General features: G+C 58.6%; 16 protein-coding genes. 4 read left to right on the top strand and 12 right to left on the bottom strand.

Annotated features, from left to right (window positions below; genetic code table 11):
* Positions 1-53: 53 nt before the first annotated feature.
* Together HFP51_RS02055 and HFP51_RS02050 are read right to left on the bottom strand one after the other, a co-directional pair.
* Positions 54-1175: a hypothetical protein gene (locus HFP51_RS02055; RefSeq protein WP_176874135.1), complete on the bottom strand. Its 1122-nt coding sequence runs from the start codon at positions 1173-1175 to the stop codon at positions 54-56.
* A complete protein-coding gene (locus HFP51_RS02050) occupies positions 1172-1780 on the bottom strand; it encodes an RNA polymerase sigma factor (protein WP_176874133.1) in 609 nt (202 codons plus the stop codon). The genes HFP51_RS02055 and HFP51_RS02050 overlap by 4 nt, the downstream gene beginning before the upstream one ends.
* Positions 1781-2076: 296 nt before the next feature.
* Here HFP51_RS02050 and HFP51_RS02045 point away from each other — a divergent pair, with 296 nt between their 5' ends.
* Positions 2077-2793 (top strand): autotransporter domain-containing protein, encoded by a 717-nt coding sequence (locus tag HFP51_RS02045; RefSeq protein ID WP_176874131.1) that lies wholly within the window; start codon positions 2077-2079, stop codon positions 2791-2793.
* 72 nt (positions 2794-2865) lie between these two features.
* On the opposite strand, the gene HFP51_RS02040 is transcribed toward HFP51_RS02045, so the two are convergent.
* Entirely contained in the window at positions 2866-3618 is a 753-nt protein-coding gene (locus HFP51_RS02040; protein ID WP_176874128.1) for a Bax inhibitor-1/YccA family protein, read from the bottom strand.
* Between the two features lie 128 nt (positions 3619-3746).
* Between HFP51_RS02040 and thpR the strand changes: the two genes are divergently transcribed.
* Positions 3747-4280 (top strand): RNA 2',3'-cyclic phosphodiesterase, encoded by a 534-nt coding sequence (gene thpR, locus HFP51_RS02035; RefSeq protein ID WP_176874126.1) that lies wholly within the window; start codon positions 3747-3749, stop codon positions 4278-4280.
* Between the two features lies 1 nt (position 4281).
* On the opposite strand, the gene HFP51_RS02030 is transcribed toward thpR, so the two are convergent.
* Positions 4282-4746: a low molecular weight protein-tyrosine-phosphatase gene (locus tag HFP51_RS02030; protein ID WP_176874124.1), complete on the bottom strand. Its 465-nt coding sequence runs from the start codon at positions 4744-4746 to the stop codon at positions 4282-4284.
* 82 nt (positions 4747-4828) lie between these two features.
* Here HFP51_RS02030 and HFP51_RS02025 point away from each other — a divergent pair, with 82 nt between their 5' ends.
* Positions 4829-6433 (top strand): MFS transporter, encoded by a 1605-nt coding sequence (locus HFP51_RS02025; RefSeq protein WP_176874122.1) that lies wholly within the window; start codon positions 4829-4831, stop codon positions 6431-6433.
* Here the strand turns inward: HFP51_RS02025 and HFP51_RS02020 are convergent.
* From HFP51_RS02020 to HFP51_RS02005, 4 genes are all read right to left on the bottom strand, one after another.
* Positions 6430-6981: a superoxide dismutase family protein gene (locus tag HFP51_RS02020; protein WP_176874120.1), complete on the bottom strand. Its 552-nt coding sequence runs from the start codon at positions 6979-6981 to the stop codon at positions 6430-6432. The two genes, HFP51_RS02025 and HFP51_RS02020, sit on opposite strands and share 4 nt — an antisense overlap.
* Positions 6982-7075: 94 nt before the next feature.
* The gene (gene kdsB, locus HFP51_RS02015) at positions 7076-7807 is read right to left on the bottom strand and encodes a 3-deoxy-manno-octulosonate cytidylyltransferase (protein ID WP_176874118.1); all 732 of its coding nucleotides are present in this window, start codon (positions 7805-7807) and stop codon (positions 7076-7078) included.
* A gap of 10 nt (positions 7808-7817) precedes the next feature.
* Entirely contained in the window at positions 7818-8651 is an 834-nt protein-coding gene (gene kdsA / locus HFP51_RS02010) for a 3-deoxy-8-phosphooctulonate synthase (RefSeq protein WP_176874116.1), read from the bottom strand.
* Positions 8644-9627: an SIS domain-containing protein gene (locus tag HFP51_RS02005; RefSeq protein ID WP_176874114.1), complete on the bottom strand. Its 984-nt coding sequence runs from the start codon at positions 9625-9627 to the stop codon at positions 8644-8646. Before HFP51_RS02005 ends, kdsA begins: the two co-directional genes overlap by 8 nt.
* Before the next feature lie 286 nt (positions 9628-9913).
* On the opposite strand from HFP51_RS02005, the gene HFP51_RS02000 reads away from it, so the two are divergent.
* Positions 9914-11110, top strand: coding sequence for a capsule biosynthesis protein (locus HFP51_RS02000; protein ID WP_255455003.1), 1197 nt, complete (start codon positions 9914-9916; stop codon positions 11108-11110).
* 42 nt (positions 11111-11152) lie between these two features.
* Here the strand turns inward: HFP51_RS02000 and HFP51_RS01995 are convergent, their stop codons facing one another.
* The 4 genes from HFP51_RS01995 to HFP51_RS01980 are packed head-to-tail and all read right to left on the bottom strand — an operon-like array spanning position 11153 to position 15546.
* Positions 11153-12874, bottom strand: coding sequence for a polysaccharide biosynthesis/export family protein (locus tag HFP51_RS01995; protein WP_176874110.1), 1722 nt, complete (start codon positions 12872-12874; stop codon positions 11153-11155).
* Complete coding sequence (locus HFP51_RS01990; RefSeq protein WP_176874109.1) at positions 12871-14028, bottom strand: hypothetical protein; 1158 nt, start codon at positions 14026-14028, stop codon at positions 12871-12873. Before HFP51_RS01990 ends, HFP51_RS01995 begins: the two co-directional genes overlap by 4 nt.
* Entirely contained in the window at positions 14025-14684 is a 660-nt protein-coding gene (locus tag HFP51_RS01985; RefSeq protein ID WP_176874107.1) for an ABC transporter ATP-binding protein, read from the bottom strand. The genes HFP51_RS01990 and HFP51_RS01985 overlap by 4 nt, the downstream gene beginning before the upstream one ends.
* Positions 14685-14688: 4 nt before the next feature.
* Positions 14689-15546: an ABC transporter permease gene (locus tag HFP51_RS01980; RefSeq protein WP_176874105.1), complete on the bottom strand. Its 858-nt coding sequence runs from the start codon at positions 15544-15546 to the stop codon at positions 14689-14691.
* Between the last annotated feature and the right edge of the window lie 6 nt (positions 15547-15552).

Here is a 15552-nt window from a genome sequence, read left to right as displayed (position 1 = left end):
GTTTCTTGCTGTCTCATCCACCCTAACGCGGGACGAGGAGATTCCCTTCGCGGCTATCGCCTGGGGCGCGGAATCCGCGGCCTGGGGGGTCTTTGCGGCGGATTGCGTCCAGCCGCGCGTGCGCGCTGGGCGGCACGTGCAGCCTGAATTCGCGCCTGAATTGCTGCGCGGCGGGCAGCGGCGGTCGCTGGCGTATCTGCCGCCGACATATTTGGGCGGGCCTCTGGCATCTGCATAGGTTCCGGGCCCGGTCCGCTATCCTCAATCGTTATCGATCTGCGAGTGACAGGTGCGTCCGGCACAGGGCCTTCAATGGCTACAGGCGTCGCTGTTGGTGGCGCATCCACCGGCGGAGCAGCCATCGGCCGAGCCGGCGGCCTGTTTGTCGATTGTAACGCTGGCGGCGGCGGATTGGCGCCGCGTTCCCGCATGCGTTGCTGAATCCGTGCCCGGCGGGCCTCGATCGCCCGCTCGCGTGCCGCCGGCGGTGTAACGGCGCGCCGTTGACGTATCTCTTCGATGCGCTGCTGGCGCTGTTCGGGCGGCATGGCCTGGATCCGCTCGCGGATGCGTGCGCGCTGGGTCTCGGTCAGCCTGCGACCGGGCTGGCTCAATGACCGCCGAATGATACGCCGTTCAAGCGGCCGGTTTACGACCGGCGTAACCCCGGCCAGCGCGCGGCGTGTCCGGATGCGCTCGATACGCTGACGGATCAACCCGGCGCGGACAAAGGGACGGTCAATCCATGTCGCGCGCTCGCGCGGTGCATCGGCGCCCGGAGCGCCGTCTACCGCGATGGACGCAGGCCGCGGCGTTACTGGAGCCGCCGGTGCGGCTGCTGTTTCTTGCGGCGCCGCTGGCGTGAACAGCTCAACCACGGGCTTTGTAATGCGAGCAATCTCGAACGTGCCATCGCTGACCCATGCCGCGGCAACGGCGCTTGCCGCCATCAGCCCGCCGCCAATGACACCGAAAACGACCGGACGGCGCGTGCGACGCGATTTGTTCGTCCGACGCGTCCGCCATGCCTGAAATGGTCCGCTGATCTTGCGTTGCGGCTGGGCCACGGCCTGCGCGGCAATGCGCGTTGTGAGACCCGCCGGCACGACAGGATCGCGCGAGGCAGAAAGAGCCCGATCCAGGGCCGGGTCTATCATCTGTGGTTCGGCGGTCATGTCAGTTGCTCCACATCGGACGCCAGAACTCCCCGCCCCTCCAGCAACACCCGCATCTTCTTGCGCGCTCTTACCAAAAGGGATTCCATGGCCTTCACATTCAGTTCCAAAATCTTGGCCGATTCTGCATTCGGCAATCCTTCAAAATAACTCAACACCAGCGCAGCGGCCTGACGCTCGGGCAGTTCCCGCAGGCAGCTATCGACGACCGACCCGATTTCATCCGATACCAGCTGCGCATCGGCGCCCGGCTCGTCATCCGCCGTTTCGGGTGGTTCTTCGGGTGCAATCCGCTTGCGTTTACGCAAGCGATCGAAGCACAGGTTCATTCCGACCCGGCGGAGCCAGGCACCAAGGCCGCCGCCGCTCGGCTGCCATTGCGGGGCATTCGTCCAAAGACGGGTGAAGGTTTCTTGCACGATATCCTCGGCCTCATGGCCGTCACCCAGCAATCTATATGCGACGCGATAGATGAGCGGCGTATGTCTCTCAACGAGCGCACCAAAGGCCACAGCATCGCCATCCCGAACACGCGCCATCAACGCCCGATCGGCTTGGTCAGCTTCGCCAGAAGCTGTGCTCACCGGCTGGGACGCCGGCGTCATTCGGCTTTGGTCTTGTTCAAACACTGTGCCTCGTCTTCCCCCCTTCAACGCACGAGCACCAGAATTCCTTCGTTCAGCGCGAAGGTTTTTAGCCTGAATCACGTTAATGCAGCATGTCGGAACCAAAAAGGGCTGGATTTATGCGCCTCACAGCATCGTGCACCGCGTTGTTTTTATGTATCATTCCTCATTCTGCCTATGCGCAGGAGGATAGCTCTCCAAAGTGGCGGCTGGACGTTTCCGGCGGTATAACCAGCTTTAGCGGGGACCAGGAACAGCCCTATATCTCGACAGTATTGCGCCGCGATCTGGGCGATCTCTACGTCAGCCTGGGTGGGTCATTGGTCGGATATGATGGTCCGGCCCCGATAGTTGGAGACACGATCCCCGCCACGACGCGCCAAGCCGTCCTTGGCTTTGGCTACTCAAGCGATTCCCTGAGTATCGATAGCTATGTGTCGCTCGGTGACCGCGATTTCGACACCATCGATATAGCCACGCAAAATGGCGCTGTGGTGCAATTCGAAGCCGATGGCAGCAGCTGGGGCACCGGCATCGCCATCACCTATCAGCAACCGCTCGGTGGCCGCTGGTTCATCTCACCCTTTGCCTCTCTCGACTATAGTGAAATCGATACCGCCCAGGCGATCCAGGGCCCGGTGAACCAGCTTTTTGCACGCGAAGTCGAACAATCCGGGGTAACCGGTTCGGGCGGAGCCACGCTCCAATATGCGCTGGGTGAGCAATATCAGCACAGCCTCGGCCTCTATTCGGCCTTTGTGGCGACCTCGAACGCTGCGTCGACCACGCGCATAGGTGCCGCTGGGTCGGCCACCAGCGCATCGCGGCCAATTGACGGAGCGGGCGATGGCGATGGCTGGTTCGAATATGGAGCGAGCGCCAGCTTCAGCCTCTCTGACACCATATTCCTCGACTTTTTCGTATCGCGGACCGCAGGCTTGCGCTTTGGCGAGGCGAAGTCCGGATCAGCGGGTCTGTCCTTCACCTTCTAGCCTGCGCCGAAAAAAGAAAAAGGCCCGGCAGATCTCTCTGCCGAGCCTTTATTCGTGCGATTTCATCCGCTGCTATTCGCGGCCGCCCATGAAGTTGAGCAGGAACAGGAACATGTTGATGAAGTCGAGATAGAGGTTGAGGGCACCCATGATGACCGTCTTGCCCATCATGTCCGTGCCGGCGACATATTGGTACATCGACTTGATCTTCTGCGTGTCATAGGCGGTGAGGCCAGCGAAGACGAGAACACCGATGCCGCTGATGACATAGGTCATCGCCTGGGATTGCAGGAAGATGTTGATCACCATCGCAACCAGCAGGCCGACAACGCCCATAATCAGGAACGTGCCCCAGCCGCTCAGATCCTTCTTCGTGGTGTAACCCCACAAGCTAAGGCTGACGAATGCTGCCGAGGTCGCAAAGAAAGTCTGTGCGATCGAGGTTCCTGTATAGCGCAGGAAGATCGTCGATAGAGACAGCCCCATCACGGTCGCAAAGGCCCAGAAACAGACCTGTAAAGCGCCCGTCGACATGCGGTGCATGCCGAAGCTCATCACCAGGATGAAGGCCAGCGGCGAGAGGATGATCACCCAGCTCAGCAGGCCGCCTGACATGATGATTGTCGCGGCGGGTGATTCTGCACCACCCCGCGCAAAGAGCATCGCAACGATACCCGTAAGCAGAATACCCGAAGCCATGTAATTATAGACTTTGAGCATGTAGGACCGCAGGCCGGCGTCATATGCGACGTCGCGGGCTCCGGTATCCAGTCCAGCGCGGGCTTCGCCCTGCAGACCGGCTTTCGGATCGGACCAATTAGCCATTTGAACAATTCTCCTCGCATCAATCGGCAGAACTCCGCCGATTTTCTGCTAATATCGGTCATTAGGGCCGGGTTTTCAAGGCAAATCGGCGCTAACATCAGGATAGAAAACGTCTATTGCCAGAGAATATGATGAGGCTTTTTGTCGCAATCCGCCCACCCAAGCCGGTTCGGGAGCAGCTTTTGCTGCTGATGACCGGCGTCAGAAGCGCGCGTTGGCAAGATGACAGCCAACTCCACCTGACCCTGCGTTTCATCGGCGAAGTCGATCACAATCGCGCCGAGGATATCGGCATGATGCTGGAATCGATCCGCTTTCCGAAGTTCGAAATCGCCCTGGAGAGCGTCGGGATGTTCGAACGCAACGGCCGACGGTCGGCACTGTGGGCAGGGATTGCCATGTCGGAACCACTGACCCGCCTCCAGCACAAGATCGAGAATGGCCTCCAGCGGCTGGGACTCGAACCCGAGCATCGCGGCTTTCTGCCGCACATCACCCTGGCGCGGCTCAATAGCAGTACCGGACCGACAGATGACTTTCTCGCCGACCATGCAGCGCTTACTGGCCCCGCCTTCCCCGTCGATCATTTCGACCTGATCGAGAGCCGTCTCGGCAGCAAAGGCGCACGCTATGAAAGCCTCGCCCGCTATTGGCTGGATTAGCTCAGCGCGCCGTTATCAGGTCCAGCAACGCCTCTGCGCCCGCGGCGACGTCATCCCAGACCGTTTGAAAGCCATCATCGCCGCCATAATAGGGATCGGCAACATCCTGCCCTTCCCGGCCCGGCAGATGATCCAGAAACAGGGACAGCGCGGCTGGGGATTGCGGTCGTTGTATCAGCGCCAAATCACCCAGCACCGAACCATCCATCGCCAATATGTGATGAAAGTGATCAAAGTCCGAAGCGCTGATCTGCCGCGCCTGCTGGCCCGAAATCTCCACCCCATTGGCGCGCGCAGCGGCTTGGGCCCGGCTGTCCGGTGGATCGCCGATATGCCAGCTGCCGGTTCCGGCGGAATCGATATGGATATCAATTCCGCGCGCCTCGGCTGCTGCGCGCATGGCGCCCTCAGCCATGGGCGAGCGACAGATATTGCCGAGGCAAACGAACAGGATGGAATGGGTCATTGTAATCGATGCCTTATAAAGTTTTTGCCAATGGCGCTGACGCTGGTACACCAAAAGAAAAGTTAGAGAGTAGGGTTCCTGAATGACAGATAGTGTTGACGGGCGCGAGAGCGCCGAAGCCACTGCTCCAGCTGCAACCGATCCGGTCGAAGAGGAGCAGAAAGCCAGCGGCTATGCCTGGTATGTCCTTTCAATCCTCGTCATCCTCTACATTCTGAACTTTATCGACCGGAACATCCTGTCGATCCTCGCTGAAGATATCAAAGCCGATCTTGGCCTAACCGATGACCAGCTTGGCTTCCTTTACGGTACCGCATTCGGCGTCTTCTACGCGCTGTTCGGCATCCCGCTCGGGAAACTCGCCGATAGCTGGCACCGCGTTCGCCTGATGTCGGCTGGCCTTGCGCTCTGGTCCGCGATGACGGCGCTGTCGGGTTTTGCCAAAAACTTCACAACCTTGAGCGTCGCCCGGATCGGTGTCGGCGTTGGTGAGGCGACCGCCAGCCCGGCCGCCTATTCGCTGATTTCGGACTGGTTTCCGAAGAAGATGCGCGCGACCGCGCTCGCCATCTATTCATCCGGCCTCTACATTGGCGGCGGCGTATCGCTGCTGATTGGCGGCGCAATCGTCGAACGCTGGAACGCCGCCTATCCGGTCGATGCACCGCTCGGCCTCGCTGGCTGGCAGGCTGCCTTTATCGCCGTCGGCCTGCCTGGACTGTTACTGGCGCTCATCGTCCTGACGCTGCGTGAGCCGATCCGCGGCCAGAGCGAGGGTATTGTTACCCCGCCACCGAAAGATCCGTTCCGCGGTTTCGTGCGTGAGCTATTCGCCGTCATCCCGCCATTCACGCTGATCGCGGCGATCCGTGGCGGCAGCCGCACCTTGATGGTCAACCTCGCCGGATTGACTGTCATTGGCCTGGGTGCGTGGGGCATGGCAACGCTGACCGGAAACACCCAGCAATGGGTCGCGGTCGGGATCGGCTATTATGCGATCTACTCCTGGGCCAGCACCCTCAAGAAACGCGATGAGCCGACATTCAAGCTGATCTGGGGCACGCCGGCGTTTCTGACCACCATCCTGGGCTATGGCATGGTCGCCTTCATGTCCTATGCGGCGTCCTTCTGGTCTGCGCCTTATGCGATCCGCGTCCTCGGCGAAGCCCCGGCCCTTGCCGGTTGGTGGATCGGGGGCCCGGGTGCAGTCGCAGGCTTTCTCGGTGTAATCATGGGCGGCCGCATGGCCGATTGGCTGCGCCAACGTAACCCGGCGGGTCGCATTCTCGTCGTGATGTTCGGCCTGGCGGTTCCGGCCATCCCGCTCGCCTTTGCCTTCACCACGCAAAGCCCGTTCGCTTTCTATGTCCTGGTTTTCCTGATGTCTTTTGTTGCAAGCTCCGCGCTTGGTGCGGCTGCCGCGACAACCCAGGATCTCGTCCTGCCGCGCATGCGGGGAACCGCGACGGCCACCTTCTTCCTGTCGACAACTCTCGTCGGGCTGGCGCTTGGCCCTTATATGGCCGGGCAGGTATCTGCGGTCAGCGAGAGCCTCTCGACCGGCGTGTTGAGCCTGTTGATTGCGGTACCAATCGGGATGGCGATGTTGCTTATCGCCTATCGCACGGTGCCGGAGGCGGAACGGACGGTCATCGAACGCGCCCGGGCCGCCGGTGAAGATATCTAGCCAGGCGTAATGACACCGCAGGCGATACGCCCGCCGGCATTGCCGGTCGGGTCACTGCGGTAATCGTCGGGCCCGGCATGGATCATCACGGCGGCACCATCAGCGTCGAGCAAGGCACGATCACTCCCATCAATCCAACCGCCGGTAATGGTCACTTCAAGCAGGCCGCGACCACCCTGCCCCACAATCAGGTTCGGCATATCGCCCATATGCTGGCCGGCCGGATTGTCGCGTCCATGTTCGCGGCCTTCAGGATTCCAATGGCCGCCGGCCGACCTGAAATCTGGTGCGTCGCACCGTCCTGTCATGTGGAGATGGGCCGCCTTCACCCCGGGCGATAGTCCCACAACGCGGATCACGACCCGGATCCCTTGATCAAGCTGAGTGAGCAGCGCATCGCCCACTTCGTTTCCGGAGGCATCACGCAACACGGCCTGGGCAATATCGGCTGGCGGTGGCGGCGCATAAGCCGGTTCTTGAGGCGCAGGCGTGCAACCACCGACAATCATCATCGGCGTGCAGATCATGGCGAGTGTGGCGATACGCATGCTGAGTCCCCTTGCTTGGTCGCAGATACACGGCCCATAATACTGATTTCCGGCGATTTCGCACCCCATGACGGCGAATGCTGGGCTCACCCGACTATCCGGCTTCCTGTTCCTTCAGCAGCGCCTCGACAATCGCGACATCTTCGGGCGTATCGACGCCCGGCCCGCTGGGCTCGGTCTCGATCATCCGGATATCGATATCGGCCGCGAGATAGCGCAGTTGCTCGAGAGCCTCACTACGTTCCTCGTCGGGGATCGGCAGGTCCGCAAATGCCAACAGCATCTCGCGGCGATAGGCATAGATTCCCGCATGCTGGAAATAGCGAGCCGTCTCACCATGCCGGGGATAGGGAATCTGAGCCCGCGAGAAATAGAGCGCATTGCCCTGTGCATCCCGCACGACTTTCACCCGATTGGGGTTCGCAGCCTCCTCAGCCGAGATCGCGTGGCACAAGCTTGCGACCTTTACACTTCCATCAGACCGCATCAGCTGGGCGAGGTGATCAAGGTCAGACGCCCGGACCAGCGGCTCATCGCCCTGGACATTGATGATCGCATCGGCATCTATCCGTTCGGCTACCTCAGCAATCCGATCACTGCCGCTTTGGTGATCGTCCCGGGTCATCTCGACAGTTCCGCCGAAGCTTTGAACGGCGTCCGCGATACGTTCGTCATCGGTTGCCACGATCACCGAATCCACTTCGGTTGCAGCGGCTGCGCGATCCCATACCCGATGGATCATCGGCCGCCCGGCAATCATCGCCAGCGCCTTGCCGGGAAACCGAGTCGAACCCCAGCGGGTTGGAATGATGGCAACGATCTTCATCGGCCGCGCGTCATCCAGCGCGGGAAATGGCGGAAATTGCCTTCAGCTCGGCAAGCAGATCGGGCAGCCATTCGAATGGCAGCATGTTGGGTCCGTCGCACGGGGCATTATCGGGATCAGGATGGGTTTCCATGAACACGCCGGATACAGCACCGGTTGCCACTGCAGCCCGCGCCAGTGCCGGCGCATGTTGTCGCTCTCCGCCACTGCTACCGCCCTGTGCGCCGGGCAGTTGGACCGAATGGGTTGCGTCGAAGATCACCGGACACCCGCTCGTTTCGCGCATGATCGTCAGGCCGCGCATGTCGACAACAAGGTTTCCGTAGCCAAATGATGTGCCACGTTCGCAGACGAAGAAGTCTGACGAAACGCCTGCTTCATCGGCAGCAATACGCGCCTTTTCAATGACTTTTGCCATATCCCAGGGCGCGAGAAACTGGCCCTTTTTTATGTTGACCGGCTTCCCGGCAACAGCGACAGCAGCGATGAAATCCGATTGGCGACACAAAAAGGCGGGCGTCTGCAGCATGTCCACAACCTCTGCCACGGGAGCGACTTGCGCTGCTTCATGAACATCGGTGATCACTGGAATCCCGACCCGTTCGCGGACTTCCGCGAGGATATCCAGACCGGCCTCCAGGCCCACCCCACGAAAGCTGGACGCCGAAGTCCGGTTCGCCTTGTCAAACGATGATTTGTAAATCAGGCCGACACCGGCCGCAGCGAATATATCGCGCAACTGTTCTGCCGTCTCGAGCGCAAATTCGCGGGATTCTATGGCGCATGGACCGGCAAGAACGAAAAGCTCCTCACCCGCCCAGGGCGCAGGGCTCAGATCAGTCATGAATCTGGATAACGCCGAGCACTTGCTTGGCCGGATCGGCGACGACCAGCGCCGTCACGCGCGCTTCGTGCATTTGGGTATCGGCTTCATAGAGTGTCGCGTCCGGGCCGATCGTGATCGGATCGGGCGTCATGATGGCCTCTGCCCGGAGGTCACCCAGCTGATCTACATCTTCGAGACCACGGCGAAGGTCACCATCAGTGATGATACCGCGCAGGGTCTGGTCAACCATGACGAGGACCAGACCAAGCTTCCCGTCTGTCATGATCGGCAGCATATCCTTGAGCGGCGTATCGGTCGCGCAGATAGGAAGATTTGCCCGGTGCATAGCGTCCCGAACCGGTGTTTTGAGCCGCTTTCCGAGCTTGCCGCCTGGATGATATTGAGCGAAGTCTGCCGCCTGAAAGCCGCTGGCTTCACACAATGCAATGGCGAGCGCATCGCCCATCGCCATGGCGACAATCGTCGATGTCGTCGGTGCCAGATTGTGAAGGCACGCTTCGCGTTCAATCGAGCCATCAAGGGCGATGTCAGACTGACGCGCGAGCGTCGATCGCATGTCACCCGTAATCGCAATGATCGGTACTTCGAGCGTCCTGAGATAGGGGATCAGCCCGAGCACTTCATCCGTTTCGCCACTGGCCGAAATCAGGATCGCGGTGTCCCCACGCGTGATCATACCAAGATCGCCATGGCCGGCATCGGCGCTGTGCACGAAGATACTGGGGGTTCCAAGTGAGGCTAATGTCGCGCTGATCTTGCGCGCCACAAGTCCGGATTTTCCCATTCCAGAAACAACGGCGCGGCCATTACGGCCGAGAATAAGGTTTACTGCTTCACCAAAACTACCGTCGATACGGCTCGCCAGGGTCGCCACAGCCGCAGCATTTATCGACAATGCATGGGCGGCCGCTTTTATCGGACTCGTAAGTTCTTCGCCCGGTTCTACGCGTGGGCGAGCTACAGAATCGGTCATTATGGCCCCTTTGGTGACCGGTCTGCGGCGTTTTAGCCACATTTCGTCGGTCGATTAACTAATTTACTGACTTTTCCTGCTTCTAATGATGACAAGAGCGTTACGCAACAATAGTACATGCCCTGCATGGGGGGGCAATGGGAGCAAATATAGCATGAACACCCCTATGCGTCCTGCCCGACTGGTATCGGAACAACAATCCGACGCCATCGGCTCCAGTAATCGCACCGACCTACCTCATATTCCAGAAAACGCCCCTTATTGCTTCAGGGGTCGCAACATTTTGATGTTGCAAGGCCCGGTAGGTCCGTTCTTCGCGCGCCTCGCCAAAGATCTGCAATGGGCCGGTGCCAAGGTCCACAAAGTCAATTTCAGCGGTGGCGACTGGTTTTACTATCCTACCGGAGCCACCAGCTTTACCGATCCAATCGGTCGCTTTCCCGCCTTCCTGAACCGGATGTGCGACGAAAAACGCATCGATATGATCATGCTCTTTGGCGATTGCCGAGAGATGCACCGCCTGGCCAGCGAAATTGCCGCCGATCGCGATATCGAAGTCTATGTGTTCGAAGAAGGCTATATCCGGCCCGATTACATCACCATGGAGTATCATGGCGTGAATGGGCGCAGTACAATGCCGCGAGCCGGAATTTTCTACCTCAACACACCAGCACCTGAACCGGCCGAGACCAGCACAGTTGGCCAATCGATCTGGCATGCAACCGGCTGGGCCTTCACCTATTATTTCTGGTCGATAATCCTTTGGCCGTTCTTTCCGCGCTATCGCCACCACCGTCCGCTCAGTTGGTTTGAAGGATTGGCATGGGTGCGCGGCGCTGCACGCAAATATTGGTACCGGTGGAAAAACAAGCCGGACGTCGACATGCTGATCTCAGAAGATGCTCCGCCATTTTTCCTGGTGCCATTGCAAGTGCATAACGATGCGCAGATTGGCGTGCATTCGGCATTTGATACGGTCGAGGATTTCATCCGCTACACCGTGAAATCATTTGCAAAGAATGCGCCGGCAGACACGTTGCTGGTGTTCAAACATCATCCGATGGACAGGCCGTATACCGACTATACCAGATACATCCGCAAGTTGCGCAAAGAGGCCGAGCTTGGTGATCGGCTGATTTATGTGCACGATCCTCACCTGCCAACGCTGATCAACAATTCGCGTGGCTTGGTAACGATCAACAGCACGACCGGCATGTCAGCGATCCATCATGGCAAGCCGACACTTGCGCTTGGCGATGCGATATACAGGATAGACGGCCTAACCGCTTCCACGGACCTTGATCGGTTCTGGACCAGCGCTGACGAATTTCCGATCCATTCGGAGCTTTACAAGAATTTCCGCCGCCAACTCATATACCGGACCCAGCTCAACGGTAACTTCTATAGACGGATCAAGATTCCTGGAACATTGGCCGGCATTAATTGGACGCGCGGAAGCATGTCTGAAGACGCGAATTCCTAACGTACCAACCCTGCCTTCACGGACCGGACACTCTTAGAAATTCTAGCGGAAGACTGCGGCCGCGGCGATGCCGACTTGCGCGAATACCTGGGTGATGTCCCGGATAAACTGCAATGTCTGACCCGGTGCTTTCGGCGGCACGAGGATGCGATCGCCGGCGCGAACGGATCCACCGCGCTGGACACTGCCATCTGGGCGGATAACCAACGTGTCAGAGCGGTTGGCAAGGTTCGTAAAGCCACCGGATCGCCTCACATAATCGCGGGCATCGTTGCCAGGGGTCCAGAGCAAGGTCTGCGGAAGCTCAACCTCGCCGGCCACAATCACAGTCTGGGTCGCATAAGGAATGACGATCACGTCATCGGGTTCGAGCAATACTCGGCTGAGATCGGCTTCATCCGGGAAGGCTACAAGTCCGCGCGGCTGCACAAGCCGCGCACGCTCGATAAAGGCACCCAGTGACGTTGCTTGCGCGGCCCGTGCCTGCGCCGATGCGGCCGATGTTGACGGCGCCGTGTAGATTGCCCGCTCAAGCCGCGCGAGATTTTCCTGAAGCAGGACGCGCTGGGTCTCCGCAACGCTCTGACGTTCAAGATGGATCATCGGCGAATCTGCCAATGGATCGAGTGGAATCTGTGCCAGTAGCGGCCCGAGATAATCGCCACGATTCACAACATAGGCCGATGGCCCCGTATGGGCCCCGACCACTCTCACGATAAAGGTACCGGACGGGGCATCCGCTTCGAAACGGACACGATCGCCATCCATCAACTCCATCATCGCGAATTCTTCACGCGTGACATAGTCATTAAATGGCACACCGTTTCGCGTCCCGAGAATCGAGACATGGGTTACTTCGGGTCGCGGCCTTGAGTAGCGAAGCAGTTCACCGCCACTGGCGACACGTGCTGAAAACTCGAAAGTATAGGAAGACCGCGCATCGCCCGACACCGAGACGATGGGTCCTTGCTGGCCGACCACAATGACATCGCCATTGCTCAGAGAAACTCCTGACAGTTCACCGTTGAGCAGAAAATTGTAAAGATCGATCGAGCCGATGGTCTGACCGCCGCGGCGGATAATGATGTTACGATAGCTACCGCGATCAGCGTCAATCCCGCCGGCACGCTGCAAAAATCCAATAACAGCGGACTGGCTTGGCCCCTCATGTCCGCCAGGTTCGAGAACCGGACCAGCGACAAATACCTGGATCTCACCTGCATCCGCCATGGTCGCGTAAACCTGGACCGTTGATTGGTAGACTTGCGAAGCAGCCCCGCTAATCACCGAATTGACCTGCGACGCGGGTGTACCGGCAATCTGGACTGGACCCACATTGGGCAGAGCGACATTACCTTCGGCATCGACCGGCAATTGAGCGGTCTCGTTGACCAGGCCATAGGTCGTCACAGAGATGATATCGCCGGGTTGGACAATATGATTGGGGTCGGCTGAGCCGGACATGGTCCCGCCAATTGTCCCCGGAGCGCTTTGACCAGTTTGCGGAGCCTGCTGGCGAAACAATTCTGAACCAAAAGGTTCAGGCCGCCTGCCAGACAGCTGGTCCTGACGAAGTGTTGTATTCTCTCGCTCTGCGCCGCGTTGATCGTCCTGGATCACAGCCGAAGGCGCTGATCCTGCGCCCACCGCGCTCGCACCGGCATTTCGGTCAATTTGCGCCGATGCGGGAACAGCGGCCAATGCTAGAAACGCACTGAAAAACAACGCATAGGCGCGAATATGAAGCTTCGACAGGATGGTCATTCCATATGATCCTTGACGACGGAATAGCCCAGAGTTGCAATGGCCATCAACAGGGCCGCCGCAATTGCAAAGGCAAATATATTGGCAAATCGGCCCCAATAGTTGGAAATTTCGGCAGGCCGTGGCGGAACAATGGCGACAAGATAACGTCGTTCATTGGCGCGCTGTGAGATTGCCTGACGTTCGGCCTGAATGGCGGCGTAATAGGCCTGTTGGGCAAATTCGTAATCGAGCAGGGCTGTCTGGGCCGATACATCGCGTGACGCTTCGGATTCGCCAAAGCCGCCGCGTGCATCCCTCAGCGCCTGGTCACGCTGGGCTTCCAGTTCACGGATACCCTCATCCATGGCCCGGATCTGCGGCGAGTTTGGACGGAATTGAGCAATGGCCGCAGCGCGCTCAACCCGCGCATTGGCAAGCTGGCCCTCAATCTGTCCGACCAGACCGACCTGCTGGGCGGCTTCGCCTTCCAACGTGGTGGCGCGGTTCGCCCGCGAGGCAATCACCCTCTGGCGCGCGTCATTATAGGCTTCGCGGCGCGACGCAACTTCTTCGCCGGCCACGCGAACAGCCTCGTCTTGCACCCGACCGTTCAGCGCATTCACGACATTTTCTGTTTCCGCCATCACGCCTTCGGCGAGTCGCAGCGAATCCTCCGGCGAATAGGCGCGCACATTCACCGAGATAATTTTCGAGACGCTGTCATAATTGGCGCTGACCTGGCCCTGCCAGTAGGCAGTCTTTCGTTCGATCGGCGCGCTTGGGGATATCCAGGAGGGTAGATCAAGGCTCCAGCCCGAATAGGCCGCATCAAATCCGTAATCAGCTTCCAGGCGGCGCACCAATGCGCTTGAGGTTACAAATTCGGTGACAACCAGCCCATCATTGGTGGACGTTGATATCGCCGGAAGGCCAATGCCACCCAGAAGATCGGGCGGCTGCTGTTCCAGCCCCTGTACCGTGAACATCATTTCAGTGTCATATTCGGGCCGCGCCAGCAGCGCATAATATATAAAGACCAGCAGCGTCGGAATCAGGATCCCCGCAGCAATGAACCGGAAGCGCAGACGGCGACGCGCGTGCCTGTCACTCGCCTCGTCTTCGGAAATCTGAAACCAGCTTTTCACCCGGTCAGTAAGTTCAACGCGATTCATGACTGTGCGACCCGTTCATAATATTCCGTTGCTTCGTCCACACTATCGAACATTTTCAGGCGGCCGTGATGCACGACTCCCGCGCGATCGCAATAATCCTTGATCGTGTTCGGCATGTGAGAGGTCATCAGGATATCGGATTCTTCTCGGCGCCGCGCGAATTCGGCCTTGGCTTTCTCTTGGAAGGTAAAATCGCCGGTAGCAATGGCTTCGTCGATTACATACACTTGGAACCTGATAGCCATGCTCAGCCCGAATGCCAATCGTGATCGCATTCCGGACGAATATGTGGCCACTGGCTCATGAATCGCATTACCGATATCGGCAAAGTCAGCGACAAAATCCGAAACTTCTTCGATGTCTGCATTATAGATGCGGCACACGAAGCGCAGATTTTCCATGCCGGTCAAAGAACTGTTGAAGGACGAGGTGAAACCGAGCCGCCAACTTACGCTCACATCCTTATGTACCGATCCAAATGTCGGGCGTTCGGCCCCGCAGATTATCCGCAACAGCGTTGATTTTCCGGCCCCGTTAATCCCAAGAATACCATAGCTATGGCCGCGTTCGAAAACGGCATTGATATCGCTGAGGACAGTCTTGCGGCCGATTCTGCGCGATCGATATGTCTTTGAAACATTGCGAAGTTCTATCATCCGGCTAGCTCACAATCTCTTCATCACCGGTCATCAACAAAATACGGTCGATCACCAGGCCGATGATCAAACATGCCGTTGCAAATGCCATGGGGAACAGGATCGAATAGGCACTGCTATCAAAGCCAGGAATCGCGGCGGACCTGAACCATTCGACCATATGCGCCACCGGATTATAGGCCATGTAGACCCGTAACCCCGTCGGTAATTGTTCGAGTGTGAAAAAGAGTCCTGATAATATCCAGATAGGTCGACTCATATACGACCAGATATTTTTCCATATCGGCAGAATTCGGGCAAGGCTCGAGCTCAAAAACGAGGTCCCTATGGTGAAATAGAAAATCGCCAGCGATGCAAGCAGCAATTGTGACGGATCGCCAAAAAACCAGCTGGGCGAAACACCCGCGACCATGTTGAGGCCGATGAGAAACAGAAAGAACACCAGAACCGTGGTTGCGCCTTCCAACAGCAACCGCGCAATCACGACATCTGAGGGCATGACCTGCGGGTAGGAGAGCAATCCAAGGCTCGCGCTGACCGCATTGGCCGACTGCCCAACGGCGCCGCGCCAGAAAAACAGAGGGACAATTCCCGTGACGAAGAACACGGGGATGGGACCGGGAACAGGTGAGGTTCGGCCCAGAGCCGAGAAGACCCCAATGAACACCGCCAGCGTCACCAATGGATCAACAATCGCCCATGCATATCCAATATTGGAACTGCCATAGCGTGTCCGAGCCTCGCGCATGATCAGCGCAAAAATGACCCGCCCCATAATGACCAGACTTTGCCGCAGCTCCGCAAACCATTCCGGACTGAACGGCAAACGAAATTTTGTTTCGGTTGAAGGCTGGTCCGACATGCTGCG

This window comes from Parasphingopyxis sp. CP4 (assembly GCF_013378055.1).
Lineage (GTDB): Bacteria > Pseudomonadota > Alphaproteobacteria > Sphingomonadales > Sphingomonadaceae > Parasphingopyxis.
Note: the sequence above shows the minus strand (reverse complement) of the source record. Positions and strands in the feature narration are given on the sequence as shown.

What these genes read in the sequence shown, in the direction of transcription:
- HFP51_RS02055 (WP_176874135.1), bottom strand. Translation starts at nt 1,175, where the DNA reads ATGACCGCCGAACCACAGATGATAGACCCGGCCCTGGATCGGGCTCTT.
- HFP51_RS02050 (WP_176874133.1), bottom strand. Translation starts at nt 1,780, where the DNA reads ATGACGCCGGCGTCCCAGCCGGTGAGCACAGCTTCTGGCGAAGCTGAC.
- HFP51_RS02040 (WP_176874128.1), bottom strand. Translation starts at nt 3,618, where the DNA reads ATGGCTAATTGGTCCGATCCGAAAGCCGGTCTGCAGGGCGAAGCCCGC.
- thpR (WP_176874126.1), top strand. Translation starts at nt 3,747, where the DNA reads ATGATGAGGCTTTTTGTCGCAATCCGCCCACCCAAGCCGGTTCGGGAG.
- HFP51_RS02030 (WP_176874124.1), bottom strand. Translation starts at nt 4,746, where the DNA reads ATGACCCATTCCATCCTGTTCGTTTGCCTCGGCAATATCTGTCGCTCG.
- HFP51_RS02025 (WP_176874122.1), top strand. Translation starts at nt 4,829, where the DNA reads ATGACAGATAGTGTTGACGGGCGCGAGAGCGCCGAAGCCACTGCTCCA.
- HFP51_RS02020 (WP_176874120.1), bottom strand. Translation starts at nt 6,981, where the DNA reads ATGCGTATCGCCACACTCGCCATGATCTGCACGCCGATGATGATTGTC.
- kdsB (WP_176874118.1), bottom strand. Translation starts at nt 7,807, where the DNA reads ATGAAGATCGTTGCCATCATTCCAACCCGCTGGGGTTCGACTCGGTTT.
- kdsA (WP_176874116.1), bottom strand. Translation starts at nt 8,651, where the DNA reads ATGACTGATCTGAGCCCTGCGCCCTGGGCGGGTGAGGAGCTTTTCGTT.
- HFP51_RS02005 (WP_176874114.1), bottom strand. Translation starts at nt 9,627, where the DNA reads ATGACCGATTCTGTAGCTCGCCCACGCGTAGAACCGGGCGAAGAACTT.
- HFP51_RS02000 (WP_255455003.1), top strand. Translation starts at nt 9,914, where the DNA reads ATGTTGCAAGGCCCGGTAGGTCCGTTCTTCGCGCGCCTCGCCAAAGAT.
- HFP51_RS01995 (WP_176874110.1), bottom strand. Translation starts at nt 12,874, where the DNA reads ATGACCATCCTGTCGAAGCTTCATATTCGCGCCTATGCGTTGTTTTTC.
- HFP51_RS01990 (WP_176874109.1), bottom strand. Translation starts at nt 14,028, where the DNA reads ATGAATCGCGTTGAACTTACTGACCGGGTGAAAAGCTGGTTTCAGATT.
- HFP51_RS01985 (WP_176874107.1), bottom strand. Translation starts at nt 14,684, where the DNA reads ATGATAGAACTTCGCAATGTTTCAAAGACATATCGATCGCGCAGAATC.
- HFP51_RS01980 (WP_176874105.1), bottom strand. Translation starts at nt 15,546, where the DNA reads ATGTCGGACCAGCCTTCAACCGAAACAAAATTTCGTTTGCCGTTCAGT.